The sequence below is a fragment of the Curtobacterium sp. DN_7.5 genome, assembly GCF_022655355.1.
Taxonomy (GTDB): Bacteria; Actinomycetota; Actinomycetes; order Actinomycetales; family Microbacteriaceae; genus Curtobacterium; species Curtobacterium luteum.
In genome coordinates this window covers 1,638,652-1,658,610 of record NZ_CP093378.1, presented here as the reverse complement: position 1 = coordinate 1,658,610, position 19,959 = coordinate 1,638,652, and the positions used below count along the sequence as shown (strand labels likewise).

General features: G+C 72.4%; 16 protein-coding genes. 10 read left to right on the top strand and 6 right to left on the bottom strand.

What is annotated here, in order from left to right:
- Positions 1–41 precede the first annotated feature (41 nt).
- From MON03_RS07690 to MON03_RS07680, 3 genes are all read left to right on the top strand, one after another.
- Positions 42–3,131, top strand: a complete 3,090-nt coding sequence (locus tag MON03_RS07690; protein ID WP_242091325.1) for an alpha-mannosidase — start codon at positions 42–44, stop codon at positions 3,129–3,131.
- A 183-nt stretch (positions 3,132–3,314) separates the two neighbouring features.
- Positions 3,315–4,898, top strand: a complete 1,584-nt coding sequence (locus MON03_RS07685; protein WP_242091324.1) for a Na+/H+ antiporter — start codon at positions 3,315–3,317, stop codon at positions 4,896–4,898.
- Positions 4,895–5,647 carry an ABC transporter permease gene (locus tag MON03_RS07680; protein ID WP_242091323.1) on the top strand — a complete coding sequence of 251 codons (753 nt, stop codon included), beginning with the start codon at positions 4,895–4,897 and terminating at the stop codon, positions 5,645–5,647. The genes MON03_RS07685 and MON03_RS07680 overlap by 4 nt, the downstream gene beginning before the upstream one ends.
- A 72-nt stretch (positions 5,648–5,719) precedes the next feature.
- Here the strand turns inward: MON03_RS07680 and MON03_RS07675 are convergent, their stop codons facing one another.
- The 6 genes from MON03_RS07675 to MON03_RS07650 all read right to left on the bottom strand — a co-directional run bounded on the left by MON03_RS07675 (position 5,720) and on the right by MON03_RS07650 (position 11,549).
- Positions 5,720–6,475, bottom strand: a complete 756-nt coding sequence (locus MON03_RS07675; protein ID WP_022904837.1) for an FAD:protein FMN transferase — start codon at positions 6,473–6,475, stop codon at positions 5,720–5,722.
- Complete coding sequence (locus tag MON03_RS07670; protein ID WP_242091322.1) at positions 6,472–7,050, bottom strand: FMN-binding protein; 579 nt, start codon at positions 7,048–7,050, stop codon at positions 6,472–6,474. The genes MON03_RS07675 and MON03_RS07670 overlap by 4 nt, the downstream gene beginning before the upstream one ends.
- Positions 7,050–8,501, bottom strand: a complete 1,452-nt coding sequence (locus tag MON03_RS07665) for a ferredoxin reductase family protein (protein WP_242091321.1) — start codon at positions 8,499–8,501, stop codon at positions 7,050–7,052. The genes MON03_RS07670 and MON03_RS07665 overlap by 1 nt, the downstream gene beginning before the upstream one ends.
- Positions 8,502–8,622: 121 nt before the next feature.
- Complete coding sequence (locus MON03_RS07660; protein WP_242091320.1) at positions 8,623–9,981, bottom strand: HAMP domain-containing sensor histidine kinase; 1,359 nt, start codon at positions 9,979–9,981, stop codon at positions 8,623–8,625.
- The gene (locus MON03_RS07655) at positions 9,978–10,661 is read right to left on the bottom strand and encodes a response regulator transcription factor (RefSeq protein WP_022902816.1); all 684 of its coding nucleotides are present in this window, start codon (positions 10,659–10,661) and stop codon (positions 9,978–9,980) included. Before MON03_RS07655 ends, MON03_RS07660 begins: the two co-directional genes overlap by 4 nt.
- A gap of 168 nt (positions 10,662–10,829) precedes the next feature.
- Positions 10,830–11,549 carry a VIT1/CCC1 transporter family protein gene (locus MON03_RS07650; protein ID WP_175327842.1) on the bottom strand — a complete coding sequence of 240 codons (720 nt, stop codon included), beginning with the start codon at positions 11,547–11,549 and terminating at the stop codon, positions 10,830–10,832.
- Between the two features lie 157 nt (positions 11,550–11,706).
- On the opposite strand from MON03_RS07650, the gene MON03_RS07645 reads away from it, so the two are divergent.
- The 7 genes from MON03_RS07645 (at position 11,707) to MON03_RS07615 (ending at position 19,865) form a co-directional block, all read left to right on the top strand.
- Positions 11,707–12,171: a DUF2231 domain-containing protein gene (locus tag MON03_RS07645; RefSeq protein ID WP_242091319.1), complete on the top strand. Its 465-nt coding sequence runs from the start codon at positions 11,707–11,709 to the stop codon at positions 12,169–12,171.
- A gap of 12 nt (positions 12,172–12,183) precedes the next feature.
- Positions 12,184–14,475, top strand: coding sequence for a catalase/peroxidase HPI (gene katG / locus MON03_RS07640; RefSeq protein WP_242091318.1), 2,292 nt, complete (start codon positions 12,184–12,186; stop codon positions 14,473–14,475).
- Positions 14,476–14,558: 83 nt separating this feature from the next.
- Positions 14,559–14,978: a VOC family protein gene (locus MON03_RS07635; protein WP_175327845.1), complete on the top strand. Its 420-nt coding sequence runs from the start codon at positions 14,559–14,561 to the stop codon at positions 14,976–14,978.
- A 145-nt stretch (positions 14,979–15,123) separates the two neighbouring features.
- Positions 15,124–16,167, top strand: coding sequence for an L-glyceraldehyde 3-phosphate reductase (gene mgrA, locus MON03_RS07630; RefSeq protein ID WP_175327846.1), 1,044 nt, complete (start codon positions 15,124–15,126; stop codon positions 16,165–16,167).
- 392 nt (positions 16,168–16,559) lie between these two features.
- Positions 16,560–18,287, top strand: coding sequence for a choice-of-anchor D domain-containing protein (locus tag MON03_RS07625; RefSeq protein ID WP_242091317.1), 1,728 nt, complete (start codon positions 16,560–16,562; stop codon positions 18,285–18,287).
- Between the two features lie 620 nt (positions 18,288–18,907).
- Positions 18,908–19,420, top strand: a complete 513-nt coding sequence (locus tag MON03_RS07620; RefSeq protein WP_242091316.1) for a hypothetical protein — start codon at positions 18,908–18,910, stop codon at positions 19,418–19,420.
- Positions 19,421–19,445: 25 nt separating this feature from the next.
- Entirely contained in the window at positions 19,446–19,865 is a 420-nt protein-coding gene (locus MON03_RS07615) for a hypothetical protein (protein WP_242091315.1), read from the top strand.
- Positions 19,866–19,959: the final 94 nt, after the last annotated feature.

Below are 19,959 nucleotides of genomic sequence, written 5' to 3'. Positions count from 1 at the left end.
GATCCGCGACCTGGTGGCGCCCTCCCGTGGAGACCCCGCCCATGCACCAGAACCAGAAGCTCGTCGAGGCCCGCATCGAGCGCGTCCTCGACGAACGCATCACCCCGGCCGTCCACCAGGCCCGCAGGCCCGTCGACCTCGCCGCGTGGCAGGTGCCGGACGAACCCGTGCCCGCGGCCGAGGCCCTGGCGGCCGAGTACCGGCCGTTCGCGGTCGGTGAGCAGTGGGGCCGTGCCTGGTCCACGTGGTGGTTCGAGGTCAGCGGGACCGTCCCCGCAGAGTGGGCCGGTCGGACGGTCGAGCTGCTCGTCGACCCGGGGTTCCAGGGCGACTGGCCGGGCAACCAGGCCGAGGGGCTCCTGCACACGCCGGACGGCACCCCGGTCAAGGGCATCCACCCCCGCAACCACTACCTCCGCATCGCGGACGAGGCGCAGGGCGGCGAACAGGTGCACCTGTACCTCGAGGCCGCCGCGAACCCGGACATCCTCGTCAACGAGTTCGTGCCCACCCGGTTCGGTTCGAAGAAGACCGCCCCCGAGACGCCGATCTACACCTTCCGCACCGCCGAGCTCGCGGTCTTCGAGCCCGAGGTCTGGGCCCTGCGCTTCGACGTCGAGGTGCTCTTCCAGATGGTCAAGGAGCTGCCCGAGACCGACCCCAGGCGCCACGAGGTGCTCCGCGACCTCGAGCGCGCGATGGACGCCCTGGCCCTCGACGACATCGTGGGGACCGCCGCCGCGGCCCGGGCCGAGCTCGCCGGAGCCCTCGCGAGCCCGGCGAACCCGTCCGCCCACCGGCTCAGCGGCATCGGCCACGCGCACATCGACAGCGCCTGGCTCTGGCCGATCCGGGAGACGAAGCGCAAGACCGGCCGGACGTTCTCGAACGTGCTCGCCCTCGCCGAGCAGTACCCCGAGTTCAAGTTCGCCGCGTCCAGCGCCCAGCAGTACGCCTGGGTCAAGGAGCGGTACCCGGCGGTGTTCGAGGGCATCAAGGCCGCGATCGCCCGCGGACAGTGGATCGTCGTGGGCTCGCAGTGGATCGAGCCGGACGGCAACCTGCCCGGCGGCGAGGCGATGGTCCGCCAGATCACCCAGGGACTCCGGTTCTTCGCCGAGGAGCTCGGCGTCGAGACGCACGGCATCTGGCTGCCGGACTCGTTCGGCTACACGGCCGCGTTCCCGCAGATCGCCAAGCTCGCCGGACTCGACTGGTTCCTCACGCAGAAGCTCTCGTGGAACCAGACGAACACGTTCCCCCACCACACGTTCTGGTGGGAGGGCATCGACGGCTCCCGGATCTTCACGCACTTCCCCCCGATCGACACGTACAACTCGACCCTCGAGGGCGAGGAGCTGCACCACGCCGTCCGGCAGTTCCGCGAGAAGGGGGCCGCGACGACCTCGCTCGTGCCGTTCGGCTACGGCGACGGCGGCGGCGGTCCGATCCGCGAGATGCTCGAGCGGCAGCGTCGGGTCGAGTCCCTCGAAGGATCGCCCCGCGTCGAGATCGAGCACCCGGACGACTTCTTCGCCCGGGCCCGCGAGGAGTACCCCGACGCCCCGACGTGGGTCGGCGAGCTGTACCTGGAGCTGCACCGCGGCACGTTCACCTCGCACGCCCGCGAGAAGCGCGGCAACCGGAAGGCCGAGCACCTCCTGCGGGAAGCGGAGCTGTGGTGGACCGCCGCCGCGCTCCGCGGTGCCGAGTACCCGTACGAGGCGTTCGACCGGCTCTGGCAGTCCACGCTGCTCCAGCAGTTCCACGACATCCTGCCCGGCTCGTCGATCCAGTGGGTGCACGAGGAGAACGAGGACACCTACGCCCGCAACCACGCGGAGATCGAGGCGCTCATCACGGACGCCCTCACGCGGCTCGGTGTCGGCGGTGCGGTCGCGAACCCCGCCGATCACGACCGCCGCGCCCTCGTCGTCGGCGCGGACGGTTCGCCGATCGGCGTCGTCGAGGCGGCGGCGCACGCCCTGTCCCCCCTGCGGCCGGTCACACCGACGCACCCCGTCACGGCGACGCAGGACGCCGACGGCACCGTCCTCGACAACGGGCTCGTCCGCGTGCACGTCGACACCGACGGGCTCGTCGACTCGATCCGCGACCTCGCCCACGACCGCGAACTCGTGCCGTCGGACCGCAGCGCCAACCTGCTGCACCTGCACGAGGACCTGCCGAACGCCTGGGACGCCTGGGACATCGACGCCCACTACCGGCACTCGGTCGTCGAGCTCCGTGCCGCCCGGTCGGTGGAGCTCACCACCGACGACGACCTCCGCGCCGTGGTCCGCGTCCGCCGGGTGTTCGGGTCGTCCGAGCTCGTGCAGACCATCGCGGTCCACGCCGACGACGTCCGGGTCCACCTCGGGGTCGACGTCGAGTGGCAGGAGCGCGAGAAGCTCCTCAAGGCGTCGCTGCCCTTCGTCGTGCACGCGCAGCACCACAGCGCCGAGATCCAGTTCGGGCACCTCCGGCGACCGACGCACACGAACACCTCGTGGGACGACGCACGCTTCGAGGTGATGGCGCACCGTTGGGTGCACGTCGAGGAGCCCGGCTACGGGATCGGCGTCACGAACGCCGGCACCTACGGCCACGACGTCACCCGCCGCGTGGGCTCCTCCGGCGAGGTCGAGACCGAGGTCCGGCTCAGCCTGGTGCGCGGCGCCCAGTCGCCCGACCCCGAGCAGGACCTCGGACACCACGCGTTCGCGTACGCCGTGCACCCCGGCGCCACGATCGCGGACGTCGTGGCGAGCGGGTACGACCAGAACCTGCCGCTGCGTGCGGTGCCGGCCGCCGAGGGAGCCGCACCGGTGGAGACGCTCACGGCGCCGGTCGTGCCGACGACGCCGGGTGTGCGCGTCGAGTCGGTCAAGCTGGCCGACGACCGCTCGGGCGACGTCGTCGTGAGGCTGTACGAGGCGCTCGGCGCGCGCACCGACACCGTGCTCGACCTGCGGATCGACGCCGAGTCGGTGGAGCAGGTCGACCTGCGCGAGCGTCCGATCACCGACCCGGAGCGCACGGCCCGGACCTTCGCGTGGGACGGCGGGACGGTGTCGCTCGGGCTGCGGCCGTTCCAGGTGGTCACCCTGCGGATCCGTCCGCGGCGCTGACGGCCGCCGTCACGACGCGACGGTGGGACGGACGGGAGGCACGGTGCGGGTCCGCACCGCGCCTCCCGTCCCCGGGTCGACGCCGTCGGCTCGGACGCTCGGCTCGTGCGCTGAGCGCGGACACCGCGACGCGATCAGCGCGGACCGCGTTGACTGGGGTGTCGGCCTGACGAGGAGGAATGCGTGCTCGGACCCGAACTGGTGGTCGTGCTCGGCCTCGCCATCGCGGTGACGGCCGGCATCGCCGACCGCATCCGGGTCGCACCGCCGGTGTTGCTGCTGGTGTTCGGCGCCGGGCTCGCGCTCGTCCCGCAGTTCTCCGACGTGCAGCTGCCCGCCGACGCCGTCCTGCTCCTCTTCCTGCCGGCGCTGCTCTACTGGGAGAGCCTGACGACGTCGCTGCGGGAGATCCGGAAGAACCTCCGCGGCATCGTCCTCATGGGCACGTTGCTCGTCGTCCTGACCGCGGGCGCCGTGGCTGCGCTGCTCCACGTGCTCGGGCTCCCGTGGGGGCCGGCGTGGGTGCTCGGCGCCGCCGTCGCCCCGACGGACGCGACCGCCGTCGGGGTGCTCACGCGGATGCTCCCCCGTCGCAACGTCACCGTGCTCCGGGCGGAGAGCCTCGTGAACGACGGCACGACCCTCGTCGTGTACGGCATCGCCGTCGCGGTGACCGTCGGCACGCAGCAGCTCACGGTCTGGGGCGTCTCGGGCATGCTCCTCCTGTCGTACGTCGGCGGGGTCGCGGCCGGCCTCGCAGCGGCCTGGGTCGGCACCCTCGTCCTCCGCCGCGTCGAGTCGGTGGTGCTCCAGAACCTGGTGACCCTGCTCGTCCCGTTCGTCGCCTTCCTCGGCGCGGAGGCGGTCGACGCGTCCGGGGTGCTCGCGGTCGTCACCGCCGGGATCGTCGTGAGCCAGGTCGCGCCGAAGCTCGACCGCGCCGAGACACGGCAGCAGGTGCGCGCGTTCTGGTCCTTCCTGACGTACCTGCTCAACGGCGCCCTCTTCGTGCTCGTCGGCATCGAGGCGATGATCGCCGCGCGGGCCCTCGACCCGACCGAACTGCTCCGCGCGGGCGGACTGATCGCCGCGGTGGCCGTGCTGCTCGTCTTGGTGCGGTTCGCGTTCCTCAACGCCGCCGGGGGCACGATCTGGCTCGTCACCCGGCGCACCGGCGGCCGACCGCGGGAGGGCCACCGCGACCGACTGGTCAGCGGCTTCGCCGGCTTCCGCGGCGCGGTCTCGCTCGCGATGGCGGTCGCCGTCCCGCGCACCCTCGAGTCCGGCGCAGCGTTCCCGGACCGCGACCTCATCGTCTTCGTCACCGCGGGTGTCGTCGTGCTCACGATCGTCGGACAGGCGCTCGTGCTGCCCGCGGTGCTCCGCCGTGCGGCGCTCCCCGAGGACGAGTCGGTCGGCGAGGAGCGCCGGTACGCCGAGCGGACCGCGATCGAGGAGGCCCTCGACGCACTCCCCCGCCTCGCCCGCACGGCCGGCGCCGACCGTGCCACCGTCGACCGCGTGCGCAAGGACTACGAGGCACACCTCGACGTGATCCAGGCCCGGGAGGAAGCCGAGGACGACGACCACCCGGCCCTGCAGCGACACGACGCCGCGGTCGCCCTGGAGCTCGCCCTCGTCCAGCACAAGGCCGCGACGCTCCTCCGGCTCCGCGACGCCGAGGAGATCGACGACCTCGTCCTCCGCCAGGTGCGCGCCGGCTACGACGCCGAGGAGGCCCGGCTCGAGGGGGCGACGCCGCCGTGACCCTCGACGTCGACGTGCTGCTCAGGACGCTCCTCGGCGTCGCGGTGCTCGTCGCCCTGGCCACCGCCGTGCTCCTGCTCGCCCGGGCCCCGTCGCCGTGGGCGCCCGCGCTGGCCGTCCTCCGCGGCACCCTCCAGCTCGCGGTGCTCAGCGTCGTCCTGACCGGGGTGATCCGGGATCCGGCGTGGATCGCGGTCGCGCTCGTCGTCATGTTCGGCGTCGCGACCACCACCGCGGCACGGCGACTCGGCACGCTGCGCGACCGGCTGCTGCCCGTGGCCGTGTCGATGGCGATCGGCATCGGCGCCGCGCTCACGGTCGTCTTCGTGACCGGCGCCATCGAGTTCACCCCGCGGTACGTCCTCGCCATCGGCGGCATCGTGGTCGGCAACGCGATGACGAGCGCCACGCTCTCCGGCCGGCGCTTCGTGGAGCTCGTCGACGACCGCTGGGACGACGTCGAGGGCTGGCTCGCCCTCGGGGCCACACCCCGCCGCTCGACCGCGGCCCTCGTCCGACGGGCCGTCCACGCCGCGATGGTCCCGAGCACGGACCAGACCCGCACCACCGGGCTCGTGACCCTGCCCGGTGCCTTCGTCGGCGCGGTGTTCGGCGGGGTGTCCCCGATCGAGGCCGGACGGTTCCAGGTCGTCGTGCTGGCGGCGATCATCGCCGCGGGCGCACTCGTCGCCGCCGCGCTGACGCACCTGCTCGCGCCGGTGCGGACGCGGCCCGTCACGTCGAGCTGACACCGTCGCGCCCCCCGCCGCGCACCGTCCGTGACGGACGCGAGCCGCGCCTCCAGGCCGCTGCCGACCGCGTCAGGGACCGGTCGCGCCCGCCGGCTCGACCACGGACCGGGCCCCCGGGGTCGCCCAGACCGTGCCGTCGACCCCGAACGCGAGGACGTCGACCGAACCGTCGGCGGTGAGCGCGCGGAGGTCGTCCGCGTCCCCCGCGACCACCGCGGTGGCCAGGACGTCCGCGGTCACGATGTCGTCCGCGATCACGGTGGCCTGCACGAACGCGGGCGTCGAGCGGCGCCAGATGTGCTCACCCCGCTCGGCCGTCCCGGAGGTGGCCACGGCGCGTCGGGTGCCCTCGAGGCGGGCGACCCCGACGACCGTGTCCCGGCGTGCCGGGTCCACGACGCCGACGCTCCAGGGCTCGGGAGGTCCGTCCGGTCCGACGAGCCGCCCGCGGGCGAGGACGTCGCCGCCCGCCGCGATCAGCCAGTCGGACGACCCACGGTCGAGGACCGCCCCGGCCTCCTGGATCGCGAGCGCCTTCACGACGCCGGACAGGTCGACGACGCCGTCGGGCCGGTGCGGTGTGAACGCGCCGCCCGTCCGGTCACGCCACTCGAGCGCGAGGGCGTACACGTCCCGCACCTCCTGCGGGGCGTCGGCGAGTCGGAGCGACCCGGCCGCCACACGGCTGAGGACGGACGCCGGGTCGTACAGGCTGTAGCGGTGGTCGTGGCCGGCGAAGACCGCACGGACCGCGGAGGCGGCCTCGGGGGTCGCGCCCCGGAGGCTCACCACGGTGCCCATGGTCTCGAACGTCTGGACGCTCACGAGCCCGCCTGGTCGAGCGCGGACTGCAGCGAAGTGGTGTACCCCTCGCTGGTGAAGGTGGCGCCGCTGACGGCCTGGATCTGCGCCGACTGCGCCTGGAGTGCCTCCTGCCGGAGGATCGGCGCCGCCTGCTGGCTGATCATGACGGACCGGCCGTCGCTGTTCGTCAGCTGCAGGGCCGTGACGTCGGTGAGCTTGCCGCCGGCCACGGTGACCTGCACCTGGACGGGCCCGTACTGGGTCTGGACCGTCTGCCCCGTGTAGGTGCCGTCCTTGACGGCACCGGACGCGGACCCGGACGCGGACCCGGAAGCGGAGCTGCCGGTGCTGCTACCGGCCCCGCCGCTGCTGCTGCTTCCGCCGCTGCCGCTCGTACCGCTGCCGCCGGTGGCCGCAGCGCTGCCGCTGCCGGTGCTGCCGCCGGCCGTGCTGCCGCTGTCCGCGCTGCTGGTGCCACCCGACGTCGCCGCCTGGGACCGGGACACCGTCGCGGCAGGCTGCCCGCCGAGCTGCCAGCCGATGACCAGGACCGCCGCCGACGACACGATGCCGCCGGCGATCACCCGAGCGCGCATCACTCGAACCGTTCCTGGTGGATCTGGTGTTCGGGGACACCGGCGAGCCGCGCCTCCCGGACGACCAGGTCGGACCACACCCGCGGTCCGCACACGTACAGGTCGGACTCGAGCAGCCGCGGGAACACCGACCGGAGCGTGACCCCGCGGCGGACGTCCTCCTCGGTCATCCAGCTCTCCCGCGAGTGCGCGCGGTGCCCGACCATGGCGAAGAGCGTGCTGCCGGTCGCGTTCGCGAGGGCGACGGTCTCGTCCCAGAGGTACTGCTGGTCGGCGTCGGTCCCGCGCAGCAGGACGGTGGCCTCGCCCGGCCGCAGGTCGGTGTCCTCGAGGAGGGCGCGGACCGGCGTGATGCCGATGCCGGACGCGACGAGGGCGAGGTACGGCGCGGTGCGGGCACGGCTGGTGAAGAGCCCGTACGGTCCCTCGAGCGACACGAGGGCTCCGGGGCGGATGCGGCCGAGCCGGGCCGAGCCCGCGCCGAGGTCGCGGACGGTGATGCGTGCGTGCCCGGAGCCGGGGACCGCCGAGAACGACACCGGGTGCGCGTGCCACCAGGTGCGCGCGGTCCAGAAGCGCCACACGCCGTACTGGCCGCCTTCGACGCCGAGCCGGTCCATGGCTCGGCCGGCGAGGTGGATCGAGACCACGCCGGGCGCGATCGGCTCCACGGCCGTGACCCGGATCCGGTGCCGGAGGGTCACCACCAGCGGCAGGACGAAGCGGTACAGGACGATCAGCCCGAGCGCGAGCACGTACAGCGCGATCCAGTAGGTGCGCTGCCACGACCCGACGGACAGCACCCCGCCGACGCTGAGCATGTGCGGCAGCGCCACCAGGACGGCCGCGTAGCTCAGGAGGTGGATGACGTGCCACGCCTCGTACGGCAGCCGACGACGGACCGCGACGAGCGACGACACGACGACCGCGACGAACAGGCCGAGGGCGAGGTACGCCAGGGGCATGTCCGGCGTGGAGAACAGCGCGATCGTCTCGGCGACCGGGCTCTTCGCCGACTCGGCCGAGTAGCCCAGGGTGAGCAGGGCGCCGTGCGCGAGCAGGAGGTACAGCACCGGCTTGCCGAGGGACCGGTGCACCGCGATCGCGTTGTCCTGCCCGAACACGCGGTCGATGAGCGGCACACGAGCGGCGAGCACGAGCATCACCAGCGTGAGGTCGGTGCCGATCAGGCCCGCGACGATGCCGGCGTCGGTGAGGACGCTGCCGACCCCGGTCACCGTCCGCGACGCCGGGGTGACGAGCCAGAGCAGGACGGCGACCGCGGCGGACACCCACGCGAGCACGCCGAGCAGGTCGGCCGCGGCGGTCCGCGCCCGCTTCGACCGCCGTCGTCGACGGGCTGCGGCGGCGAGCGGCTCGGAGGGGGCGGGGCGGAGCCGTGGACGGCTCGCCGCGCCGGGTCGGGTGGCAGGGCCGGCGGTGTCGATCATCGTCGTGGTCCTCTCCAGCGGTTGATCGGGTGCCACCCAGCATCTGCATCGGAACCATGAACCAGCCCGGAGCAGGCAGAGCCGTTCGTTCGAGATCTCGAGTGATGGCGCCGGGCGCCGTTCAGCGCGCCGGGAACCGCACGGTCGCGACGGCTCCGCCCCCGTCGCGGTTCGCGAGCGTCGCCGTCCCACCGCCGCGCTCGGCGATGCCCCGGACGAGCGCGAGCCCGAGCCCGCTGCCGCCGAGCGTGGTCCGCGACTCGTCGGCACGCGTGAAGCGGTCGAACGCCTGCGGCAGGAACGCCTCCGGCACGCCGGGCCCGTCGTCGGTCACCGCGAGTTCCAGCGCGCGGGTGTCGTCCTGCCGGAGCGTCGCGCGGACGACGCCGCCGTCGCTGCCGGCGGCGATGGCGTTCGCGACGAGGTTGTCGACCACCCGGGCGAACGCGGCGGGTGCGACGTCGTAGCGGGCGTCCGGGTCGCCGACGTCGACCGAGAAGTCGACGTCCCGGGGACCGACGACGTCGATCGCCCGCGCGCGGTCCACCGACGCCATCAGCTCTGACACGAGGTCCCGCGCCGGTGTGGACGGCACGGGGGTGTCCTCGTCGAGCCGGCTCAGCTCGAGCAGCGTGTTCGCGAGCGCCACCAGCCGCGCCGCGTCCGACTCGGCGGCGGTCAGTTCGCGTTCGAGCGCGGCCGCATCCCCGGACGACCGGTGCGCCAGTTCCAGCCGTGCGGTCAGCGCCGCGAGCGGTGTCCGGAGCTCGTGGCTCGCGTCCGACACCATCCGGCGCTCGCGTTCGGCGTGCTCGCGCTGCCGGTCGAGGAACGCGTTGAGCGTCCGTGCGAGCCCGGCGAGCTCGTCGTCGGAGCGGCCGATCGGCAGGTGCCCGGCAGCGGTGCCCGTGCTGATCGCCTCGGCCGTGCGGCGCATCCGGCCGACCGGTCGGAGCGCGAGCGTCGTCAGGAGCCACGCGGTCCCGCCGAACGCCGCGAGCGCGAGGACCGTTCCGACGACGAGCGACCGGTCGACCCGCTCGAGCGTCTCGTGCCCGCCGCGGCCGTCCTGGGCCGCCCACACGACGAAGGACCCGGCGGAGGTCGTCACCGGGACACCGACGACGGTGACCACGCCGCGGTGGTCGCGGAGCCGCAGGGTGGTCTCGTCGCGCACGGTGTCCGGCAGGCGGTCCCGCAGTTCGTGCGGCAGGGCGTCGACGGTCCACGCGCCCGCTGCGTCGCGCACGCCGACGAGCACCCCCTGGGATGGGCGGTCCGGCGCCTCGCCGGGGTTGCTCCGGAGGTCCGCGACGAACGGTGCCGCGTCCCGTTCCGCGAGGGACCGGTCGGTCTCGATCGTCGCGCGCTCGATCTGCAGGTGCAGGACGAGGGCGGTGCCGACGAGCACGACGGCGCCGACGAGCAGGCTCCCGAGCGTGATGCGGGTGCGGATCGAGAGCCGGCGCAGCACCCTCACGGGACGGCCACGACGTCGAGCGCGTAGCCGACGCCGCGGACGGTGCGGATCGCGACGTCGGCGTCCGCGGCCTGCAGCTTCTTCCGGACGTAGCTGACGTACTGGTCGACGATGGTCGGGTCGAAGTGCTCGGCGCTCCCCCACACCTCGTCGAGGACCTCCGTGCGGGACCGTACGGTGCCGACCCCCTGCACGAGGAACCGCAGGAGCGAGAACTCCTTGACGCTGAGCGGGAGGTCGCGTCCGCGGACCGTCGCACGGACGGCGACGGTGTCGAGCCGCACGGCGCCGGCCTCGACGACGGTCGGGGTGCCCGCGGCCCGGCGCCGCAGGTGGGCGCGGAGCCGGGCGTTCAGCTCGGCGATCGCGAACGGCTTGGTGAGGTAGTCGTCGGCGCCGGAGTCGAGTCCGAACACCCGGTCGTCGACCGCGTCGCGGGCCGTCACGAGGACGACCGGGAGGTCCTGCCCCATCTCGCGGAGCCGACGGCAGACCTCGAAGCCGGTCATCTCGGGGAGCATCACGTCGATGGCGGCGGCGTCGAACGCCTGCGTGCGGGCGGCGACCAGCGCGGCGACCCCGTCGGTCACGAGTGTGACCGTGTGACCTTCGCCGCGGAGTCCGCGCTCCACGAGCGCGCCCATCTCGGGGTCGTCCTCGACGACCAGGATCTCCGCCATGCCGTTCCTTCCCGTCCCCATGGTGCCGTACGTCGGTCCGGTCGCGCACGTGCGTGGTGGCGGACGCGACCGCCTGGAGGCCCGGTGCGGGTCCGCGGGACCGGCACCGGGCCTCCAGGCGGTCACCGTCCGTCCGTCGCCCGTCCGCCCCGGGCTCGGCACCTCGGGTCAGGCCACGCCGCTCGTCCCGAGGAGCGAGCCGATGAGGAAGGTCGCGGCGAGCGCCAGCGCACCGCCGACCACGACGCGGATCGTGGCCCGTGGGACGGAGCCGCCGCCGATCTTCGCGCCGGTCGCACCGGTCAGCGCGAGCGCGATGAGCACGACGACGAACGTGACCGGGAGGCGTGCGCCGTCGGGCGGGAGGAGGATCGCGAGCAGCGGGAGCAGTGCGCCGATCGCGAACGACGCGGCCGAGGCGAGGGCTGCGTGCCAGGGGCTGACGACCTCGTCCTCGTCGATGCCGAGTTCGGTCGAGAGGTGCGCTGCGAGGGCGTCCCGTTCGGTGAGCTCGGCCGCGACGCGTTCGGCGGTGTCGCGTCGGAGGCCGCGCTGCTCCCAGAGTCGGGTGAGCTCCTCGAGCTCGACCTCGGGGTCGTCGGCGAGTTCCCGTCGCTCCTCGTCGATGAGTGCGCGCTGGCTGTCGCTCTGGCTGCTGACCGAGACGTACTCGCCGAGGGCCATCGAGATCGCGCCGCCGACGAGGGCGGCGACGCCGGCGGTGGCGATGGCGGGGACGGAGGTGGAGGCACCGGCGACGCCGACCACGATCGCCGCGGTCGAGACGATGCCGTCGTTCGCGCCGAGGACGCCGGCGCGCAGCCAGTTGAGCCGGGCGGAGAGGCCGCCGGCGTGGGCTTCGCCCTCGTGCTGTGGGGTGTCGGTCACCCGGCCAGACAACCACGCGGCGGAACGCGGGTTCGTGTGTGTTCTCGAACGAACGGATCAGTGCGCCGACCGGCCTGGCGCCGTGCGTCGCGCGGCCGGACCGCGTTGTGTGGACACCAGCGCGCCGGGTCGTCCGGCGCACGAAGAAGGGCTTTCGATGAACTGGCAGTTCGGGGGCATCCCGCTCCACCCACTGTTCGTCCACCTCACTTCCGTCGCCGTTCCGGTCGCCGCGCTCGTCGCGATCGCCGTGGCCGCGTGGCCCGCAGCCCGCCGGTGGTTGGCGGTCGGTGCGCCGATCATCGGGCTCGTCGCGCTCGTGTCGGTGCCGCTCGCGACCTCGTCCGGGGAGTGGCTGGAGCACCACGAGAAGGAGACGGCGCTGCTGGAGCGGCACACGCACCTCGCCGACGGACTGCTCCCGTGGTCGATCGCGGTGTTCGCCCTGCTCACGCTCTGGTGGGGGTGGCAGCGCTTCGGCGTCGCACGGGTCGACGCCCGCGGACTCGTCCGTGCGGTCGGGATCGTGGGACCGGTCCTCCTGGTCGCAGCCGGGATCGGCTCGCTCATCGAGGTCGTCGTCATCGGACACGCAGGGGCCGTGTCCGTCTGGAAGGGATAGGGAACGGGAACGATGGAGCACGACGAGACGAACACCTGCAGCTACCACATGGCCGGGTCGCTCCCGGCGGGCGGTGACCACCTGGGCGGGGCGTTCGGCCAGTCGCCGACGCTCGAGCACTGGTACCCGCAGCGGCTCCGGGTGGAGCTGCTGCACCGGAACGGGGTCGACGCGGACCCGCTCGGCGCCGACTTCGACTACGCGGCAGCGTTCGCGACGATCGACCTCGAGGAGCTCAAGCAGGACATCAAGACGCTGCTGACCACGAGTGTCGACTGGTGGCCGGCCGACTACGGCAACTACGGCCCGCAGATGATCCGCATGGCCTGGCACGCCGCCGGCACGTACCGGATCGCGGACGGTCGCGGGGGCGCCGGGACTGCGATGCAGCGGTTCGCGCCGATCGGCAGCTGGTGGGACAACGGCAACACCGACAAGTCGCGGCGGTTGCTGCAGCCGATCAAGCACAAGTACGGCAACGCGCTCAGCTGGGCCGACCTCATGGTGCTCACGGGCAACTGTTCGCTCGAGCTCATGGGCCTGCCGACCTACGGCTTCGGTGGCGGGCGGCTCGACGCGTGGGAGCCGGACGACGGCACGTGGTGGGGCCCTGAGGTGTGGAACCCGCACGACGTGCACAGCGGCGACGACATGGTCTCGCGCGACGAGCGCTGGCACGGGCAGAACGGCGACGAGGACTACGACCTGCAGAGTCCGCTCGCGGCGTCGCACCAGGCGCTCATCTACGTCAACCCGGAGGGTCCGTACGCGAACGGCGACCCGATGGGCTCCGCGCGGGACATCCGGGTCACCTTCACCCGGATGGCGATGAACGACGAGGAGACCGTCGCGCTCATCGCCGGTGGTCACGCGTTCGGCAAGAGCCACGGCCAGGTGCCGGCGACCGAGATCGGCCCGTCGCCGGAGCTCGCGCCGATCGAGCAGATGGGGCTCGGCTGGCACAACCCCCGCGGCACGGGCAACGCCGAGTTCACCTCGACGAACGGCATCGAGGGCAGCTGGACCCAGGACCCGACCCGCTGGGACAACAGCTACCTGGAGAACCTGTTCGGGCACGAGTGGGAGCAGACGAAGAGCCCCGCAGGCGCGCTGCAGTGGACGCCGAAGGACCCGGACGCGCCCAGGACCCCGGACGCGCACGTGCCGGGTCAGACGCACGCGCTCATGATGATGACGTCCGACATCGCGCTCAAGGTCGACCCGGAGTACCGGAAGGTCTGCGAGAAGTTCCTCGCCGACTTCGACACCTTCACGCTGGCGTTCTCGAAGGCCTGGTACAAGCTGACCCACCGCGACATGGGTCCGAAGCACCGGTACCTCGGCCCGGAGGTCACGATCCAGGACGAGCTGCTCTGGCAGGACCCGCTCCCCGACGCCGAGGGTGTGCCGATCGGTGACGCCGACGTCGAAGCGCTCAAGGCCGCGGTGCGTGCCGCCGGCATCAGCTCGTCCGACCTCGTCTTCACCGCCTACTCGGCCGCGTCGACCTACCGCGACAGCGACAAGCGCGGCGGTGCGAACGGCGGCCGGATCGCCCTCGCCCCGCAGAAGGACTGGGCGGTCAACCGCCGCACGGTGCCGGTCGTGGAGGCACTGCAGCGCATCCAGCAGCAGCACCCGTCCGTGTCCCTCGCGGACCTCGTCGTCCTCGCCGGCTGCGTCGGGGTCGAGGACGCCGCTCGTGCCGCCGGGGTCGAGGTGACCGTGCCGTTCACGCCGGGCCGCGTGGACACCACACAGGAGCGCACGGACATCGAGATGTTCGAGTGGCTGCGGCCGATCGCCGACGGCTTCCGGAACTTCCGGTCCGAGCGGTTCGAGCAGTTCGCGCCGGGTGTCGCGCTCGAGCAGGTGTTCCTCGACCGGGCGAACCTGCTCACGCTGACCGCGCCGGAGTGGACCGTCCTGACCGGCGGCCTGCGGGTGCTCGGCACGAACTGGGGCGGCTCCGACGTCGGCGTCCTGACGCACCGCGTCGGCACGCTCTCGACCGACTGGTTCGTCAACCTGACCGACACCGACCTCGTGTGGACGAAGACCGACGACACCGAGACGGTGTTCGCCGGCACCGTCCAGGCGACTGGCGAGCAGCGCTGGACGGCCTCCCGGCACGACCTCGTGTTCGGGTCGAACGCGCAGCTCCGGTCGGTCGTCGACGCGTACGCGGGCAGCGACGGCCAGGAGCGGTTCGTCCACGACTTCGTCGCCGCCTGGGACAAGCTCATGATGCTCGACCGGTTCGACGTGAAGGGGCACAGGCGGTACGGCCCGATGGCCGCCTGACACCGCTTCCCGACCCGGCGCCCGCTCTGTCACCATGGTGGCGGAGCGGGCGCCGTCGTCCGCGCAGTTCGAAGGAGAACGCCATGACCGTCCACCTCAACCCCTACCTCGGGTTCCGGGACTCCGCCCGCGAGGCGCTCGAGTTCTACCACTCGGTGTTCGGCGGAGACCTCCGGATCGGCACCTTCCGCGAGATGGGCGCCGACGTGGGTCCGGACGACGCCGACAAGGTGATGCACGGTCAGCTCGACGTCGGGGGCGGGCTCGTCCTGATGGCCTCGGACGCCCCCGCGGACCACCCGGTCGACTCCGGCAGCAGCATCTCGGTGTCCCTGAGCGGCGACGAGGTGGAGGCGCTGACCCGCTGGTGGCACGGTCTGTCCGAGGGAGCGACGATCATCGAACCCTTCACGCAGGCACCGTGGGGCGACACCTTCGGCATGCTGACCGACCGTTTCGGCACCACCTGGCTGGTCAACGCGACCACCACGCAGCTGTCCTGACACGGCACCGCCGACGCGGTGCCCACGTCCGGACGGGAGGCCCGTGGCGGCGCCGCAGTGCGCCTCCAGTCCGGTCGTGGTGCCGTTCCGTCCGACCCGCGAGGAGACGCGACACGCGCCGCGGCGCGTCCGTAGGCTCGGGAGCATGTCCTACACCGCGGCGGACGACCGCTACGACTCCATGCCCTACCGCCGGACCGGGCGCTCCGGCCTCGACCTGCCCCTGCTCTCGCTCGGGTACTGGCACAACTTCGGCGACGACAAGCCCTTCGAGACGCAGCGCGCGATCAGCCGTCGCGCGTTCGACCTCGGCATCACGCACCACGACCTCGCGAACAACTACGGCCCGCCGTACGGCGCCGCCGAGGTGAACTTCGGTCGCCTCATGCGCGAGGACTTCCGGCCGTACCGCGACGAGATGGTCATCTCGACGAAGGCCGGCTGGGACATGTGGCCCGGGCCGTACGGGCAGGGCGGGGGCTCGCGGAAGTACGTGCTCGCCTCGCTCGACCAGTCGCTGCAGCGCATGGGACTCGACTACGTCGACGTGTTCTACTCGCACCGCCTCGACGCGTCGACGCCGCTCGAGGAGACCATGGGCGCGCTGCACACCGCCGTCCAGCAGGGCAAGGCGCTCTACGTCGGGATCTCCTCCTACGACGCCGACCGGTCCCGGCAGGCCGCCGAGATCCTCCGCGACCTCGGGACGCCGCTGCTCATCCACCAGCCGTCGTACTCGATGCTCAACCGGTGGATCGAGGACGAGGGGCTCCTCGACGCCGCCGGCGACCTCGGCTTCGGCGTCATCGGCTTCACCGCACTCGCGCAGGGGTTGCTCACGGGGCGGTACCTCGACGGGGTGCCGGAGGACTCGCGCGCGGCGGCGGGCAAGTCGCTCGATGCCGGGTCGCTCACCCCGGAGGTCGTCGACCACCTGCGGGCGCTGAACGACATCGCGTCCGAGCGCGGCCAGAGCCTGGCGCAGCTCGCGCTCGCCTGGGCACTCCGTGACGAGCGGGTGACCTCGCTCGTGATCGGTGCGTCGCGGGTCGAGCAGCTCGAGCAGAACGTCGCCGCGCTCGGCAACCTGTCGTTCACGGACGACGAACTCCGCCGCATCGACGAACACTCGGTCGGGGTGCTCGACGTGGACCTGTGGTCGGGAGCCCGGTCGGGCGCGGTGAGCTGACGCGCGGCACCGCCGCAGCGCGGCCGCGTCGAACCACGGAACCGACGTCGAACCAGGGCCACCACCTGGTTCGATGTCGGTTCCCCGGTTCGACGCCGATCGTCGTGTCCCTCGCGGGGTCCTGGGGCATCGCGGACGTGCTCGGCTGGCCGTCACCGTGATCGGGTTCAGCCCGCGATCGGCCTGCTCGGCTGAGCCGCCCCGCGCGGTCGGCCCCGGCGACGAGTGGGATGGAGTCGCTCGGCGCAGCACCCCTGACCGCTCGTGCACCCCACGGCTGTACGAACGGACACCTCGACTGCCGCGGAGTAGCGTCAACGAGCCGTTCTGTCCGGAGCGTGCACGGGGACAGAACGGACCACGCAATGCGGCGCATCGCCCGCTCGGCAGCCATGAGCGCTGTCACACTCCTCACCGCAGGACTGATCAGCACCATCGGCACATCGGCAGCAGACGCCGCCGCGACGCCCGGCGCGGTCCTGCAGATCGCGTCCCCGTGGTACCAGACCAGGGGCGACGCCGAGTTCGCCGACGGGGACGACATCGAACTCGTCACCGCCGACACCACCCGCGGTGTCGACGCGCGCACGACCGGATCGAAGCGCGGGTCGTTCCGGCTGACCCCTCCGCAGGGGAAGCCGCTCACGACCGGCGCGTACTGGCTGGACCCCGACCGCCAACACAGCGACGCCCTCCCGGCCCTCGAGATCGACGGGACGGACATCTACGGGGACTTCACGGTCCTCGACCTCGAGTCCGACCCGACGAACGGTCGGATCACCCGGTTCGACGCGGTCGTCCCCGGGATCGGTGAGTTCCGGTTCGGTTCGGACCCGGCCGGTTCGGTCATCCTCGGCGCGCGGAACGTCGTGTTCGAGAAGCGGTTCATCGGGCTGCCGAAGAAGAGCCAGGTCGAGACGGTCCACAACACGGCAACAGCTCCGGTCTCGTTGGGGACGCCCGTCGTCACGGGTGTGGACGCGAAGTCGTTCTCCGTCAGCAACAGCACCTGCGGCGCCACGCTCGCGGCCGACGCGACGTGCACCTTCAGCATCAACTTCCGTCCGAGGGTGGCCGGACCCGCCACGGCTTCGGTGAGCCTGCCCGTCGGGGCGGCGACGCAGACGGTGGCGCTGACCGGTTCGGCGTTCCTCGGGAAGACGATGATCACCTCCTCCGGGAAGGACATGGTCAACAAGGGCAAGACGACGAAGGCCACGTCCGGCTCGACCCAGATGTCCATCTCGTACGCTGCGCTCGACTGGTGGTTCCAGGCGGACGACCTGGACGGCGGTGGCAACATCGTCAGCGTCCGCCTCGGCGGTCCGTACGGCAAGGCGTTCCCGCTCGGGACGACGAAGACGTCACCCAGCGGGAAGTACTCGATCGTCACCACGGTCGACTCCTACGGATGTGACACCACCGGCACGATGACGGTGAAGCAGTTCGCCCTCGACCCGGTGACCGGGTTGCCGGCCACGGTCGACATGGCGTTCACGCAGTACTGTGCGGACAAGATCGCGCAGCACGGCACGCTGCAGTGGCAGGCGCGTTCCGACGTCACAGCGCCCGCGGCCCCGACCGGGGTCCGCGTCGCGTCAGCGACACCGACGAAGGTCAAGTGGACGTCCTCGGTCTCGAAGGATGCGGCATCGGTCGTCGCTCGACTCGTGCAGGGAGACGGCGCCGGTGCGACCGCGCAGAGCGGTGTGCCGTTGGTGGTCTCCGGCGCCTCCGCAGCAGTGCCGAAGCTCCCGACCGGGCAGCGTTGGACCATCGTCGTGTTCGCCGTCGACGGGACGGGGAACGTCAGCAAGGCAGCCTCGACGTCCTTCGGCACCACACCGGTCACCGTGACGGCGCCGGGACGGCCCACCATCACCGGGTCGACGCCCGGTCCCGGGTCGGTCACAGTGTCGTTCGACGCGCCGGCGGGTGATGGTGGACTGCCGATCACGAGCTACATCCTCTCCGCCTCCGGGCAGCGCACCGTGACGGGGACGTCGAGCCCGCTGACGCTCACCGGGTTGCCAGCCGGGAGCACGCAGGTCACCGTCATGGCGGTGAACGCAGCAGGGAAGAGCCTCCCGGCCTACGCCAGGCTGGTGACGGTCGGGTAGGGCTCCGGTCCGTCAGCCAGACCCGCACACGAGCCGGAGCGTTCCGCGCGTGGGCGATCGCCGCCGATCCGAGACGTTCTCCTGCAGGCGCGCGAGGAACGATTCCGTTGCTGCGCCGTCCGCGCATGCTCCGACTCGGCCCCACCATCCGAACGGCAAGGCATCGTGGAGCTCGCGGACGAACCGCTCCGACCGGAACCGGCTGCCCCCGTCCGCGTGCACGATCGTGTCGACCGGGTTCCGGCGGTGCACCGCCGTCCGCAGCTGCGCCGCGCCCGGCGAGACCCGCGTCCGAGCACCGACTGAGAACGGCTGCGAACCGGATCACTGCGTCGGTTTCGAGGAAGTCCTCGCGTCCGGGTCAGTCCACGGTGATGTGCGTAGAACTTGAAGTGTGAAATGCAGCAGGGCAGTATTGCTGGGTCGGCGATGACGCCGACTGACACACTGGCCGGTCCTGCCAGGGAGAGAAGGTCCTGATGCGACGTTCACCTGTCCACGTCCGGGGTGGTGCCCTCGCGATCGCCACCGCTGTCCTCACAGCCTCGTTCATCCCGACGCCCGCGAGTGCGGCGCAGAGCGGGATCACGCTCGGCGAAGAGCGCAGCGTCCGCGCCACCATGCACGCCGCAGGTCTGTCTTCCGCGGTGGTCGAACGCCTCATCGCGAAGCTGCGGGCTGGCGAGCAGCTCGACTCTGAGCTCGAGACGGTGGCACCAGAGTCCTCCGTCACGACTCTGCAAGACGCCGGCGTCGTGACGACTGCGACGTACCCAGACGGATCGATCCGCACCACCGTCGAACTCGAACGGACCCTCACCGGCGCGTCAGCGCGAATCTACGTCGCGCACCCGACGCTCGAGTGCAACCTGATCCACTGCACGCTGATCCACTCCCGCGCAGACACGAAGTACATGGCGACGGCATCCTTCAGCACCGTGTCAGCGATCGTGGCAGCGGCGTGCGGGCCGGCGGCTTGGGCGTGCGGGCCGGCGGCTTGGGCGTGCGGCATCGCCGTCGGCGTCGTCATCGACACCACGCACAACGCGTACAGTTCAGGTCGCTGCGTCGGTCTTCAGAAAGTCCTCGCGACCGGGCCGGTCTACCCGGTGATCGTCTCCTGCCGGAAATGAGGAGCCGTCCCAGGAAGGACACGAGATGAACACGCAGCAGATCGTGCCAGCCACCCGATCAGGGTTGGTGCTCAGCATCGTCGGGTTCGCCATCGCCGCGACCCTCATGGCTTCGAGCACCGCCCGCACGGCGTTGGCCACGCCGTACGGTCTCGCCTGGGTCCTGCTGGTGGTCCTCATGGTCTACCCGCCACGCATGATCCGTCCGGGGCCAGGTTGGGCTCGCCAACGCTGCCGCACCGTCCCGGCGACCGTCCTCTACGTCGCCGCGGTCGTCGTCGCCCTGGGCGGAGCAACCTGGGCGGTCACCGCTGGCGCCGTCGTCGCCGCATGTACAGGCGCACTCACGCTCGGCATCGCGACCGTGGCGGCGACGCTACCGGCCGTCACACGGCCGGTGCAGGCGCCGCACGAGTCAGGCCGGCACGGACCGCGCGGCGGGTGAGCGACCTCGCGTGGCACGCCGCTGTCCTCGCGCACGGCGCGGAGCACCTCCTCGCGACCACAGGCAGCGGCCGGCGACCGGCCGTACCGACGCT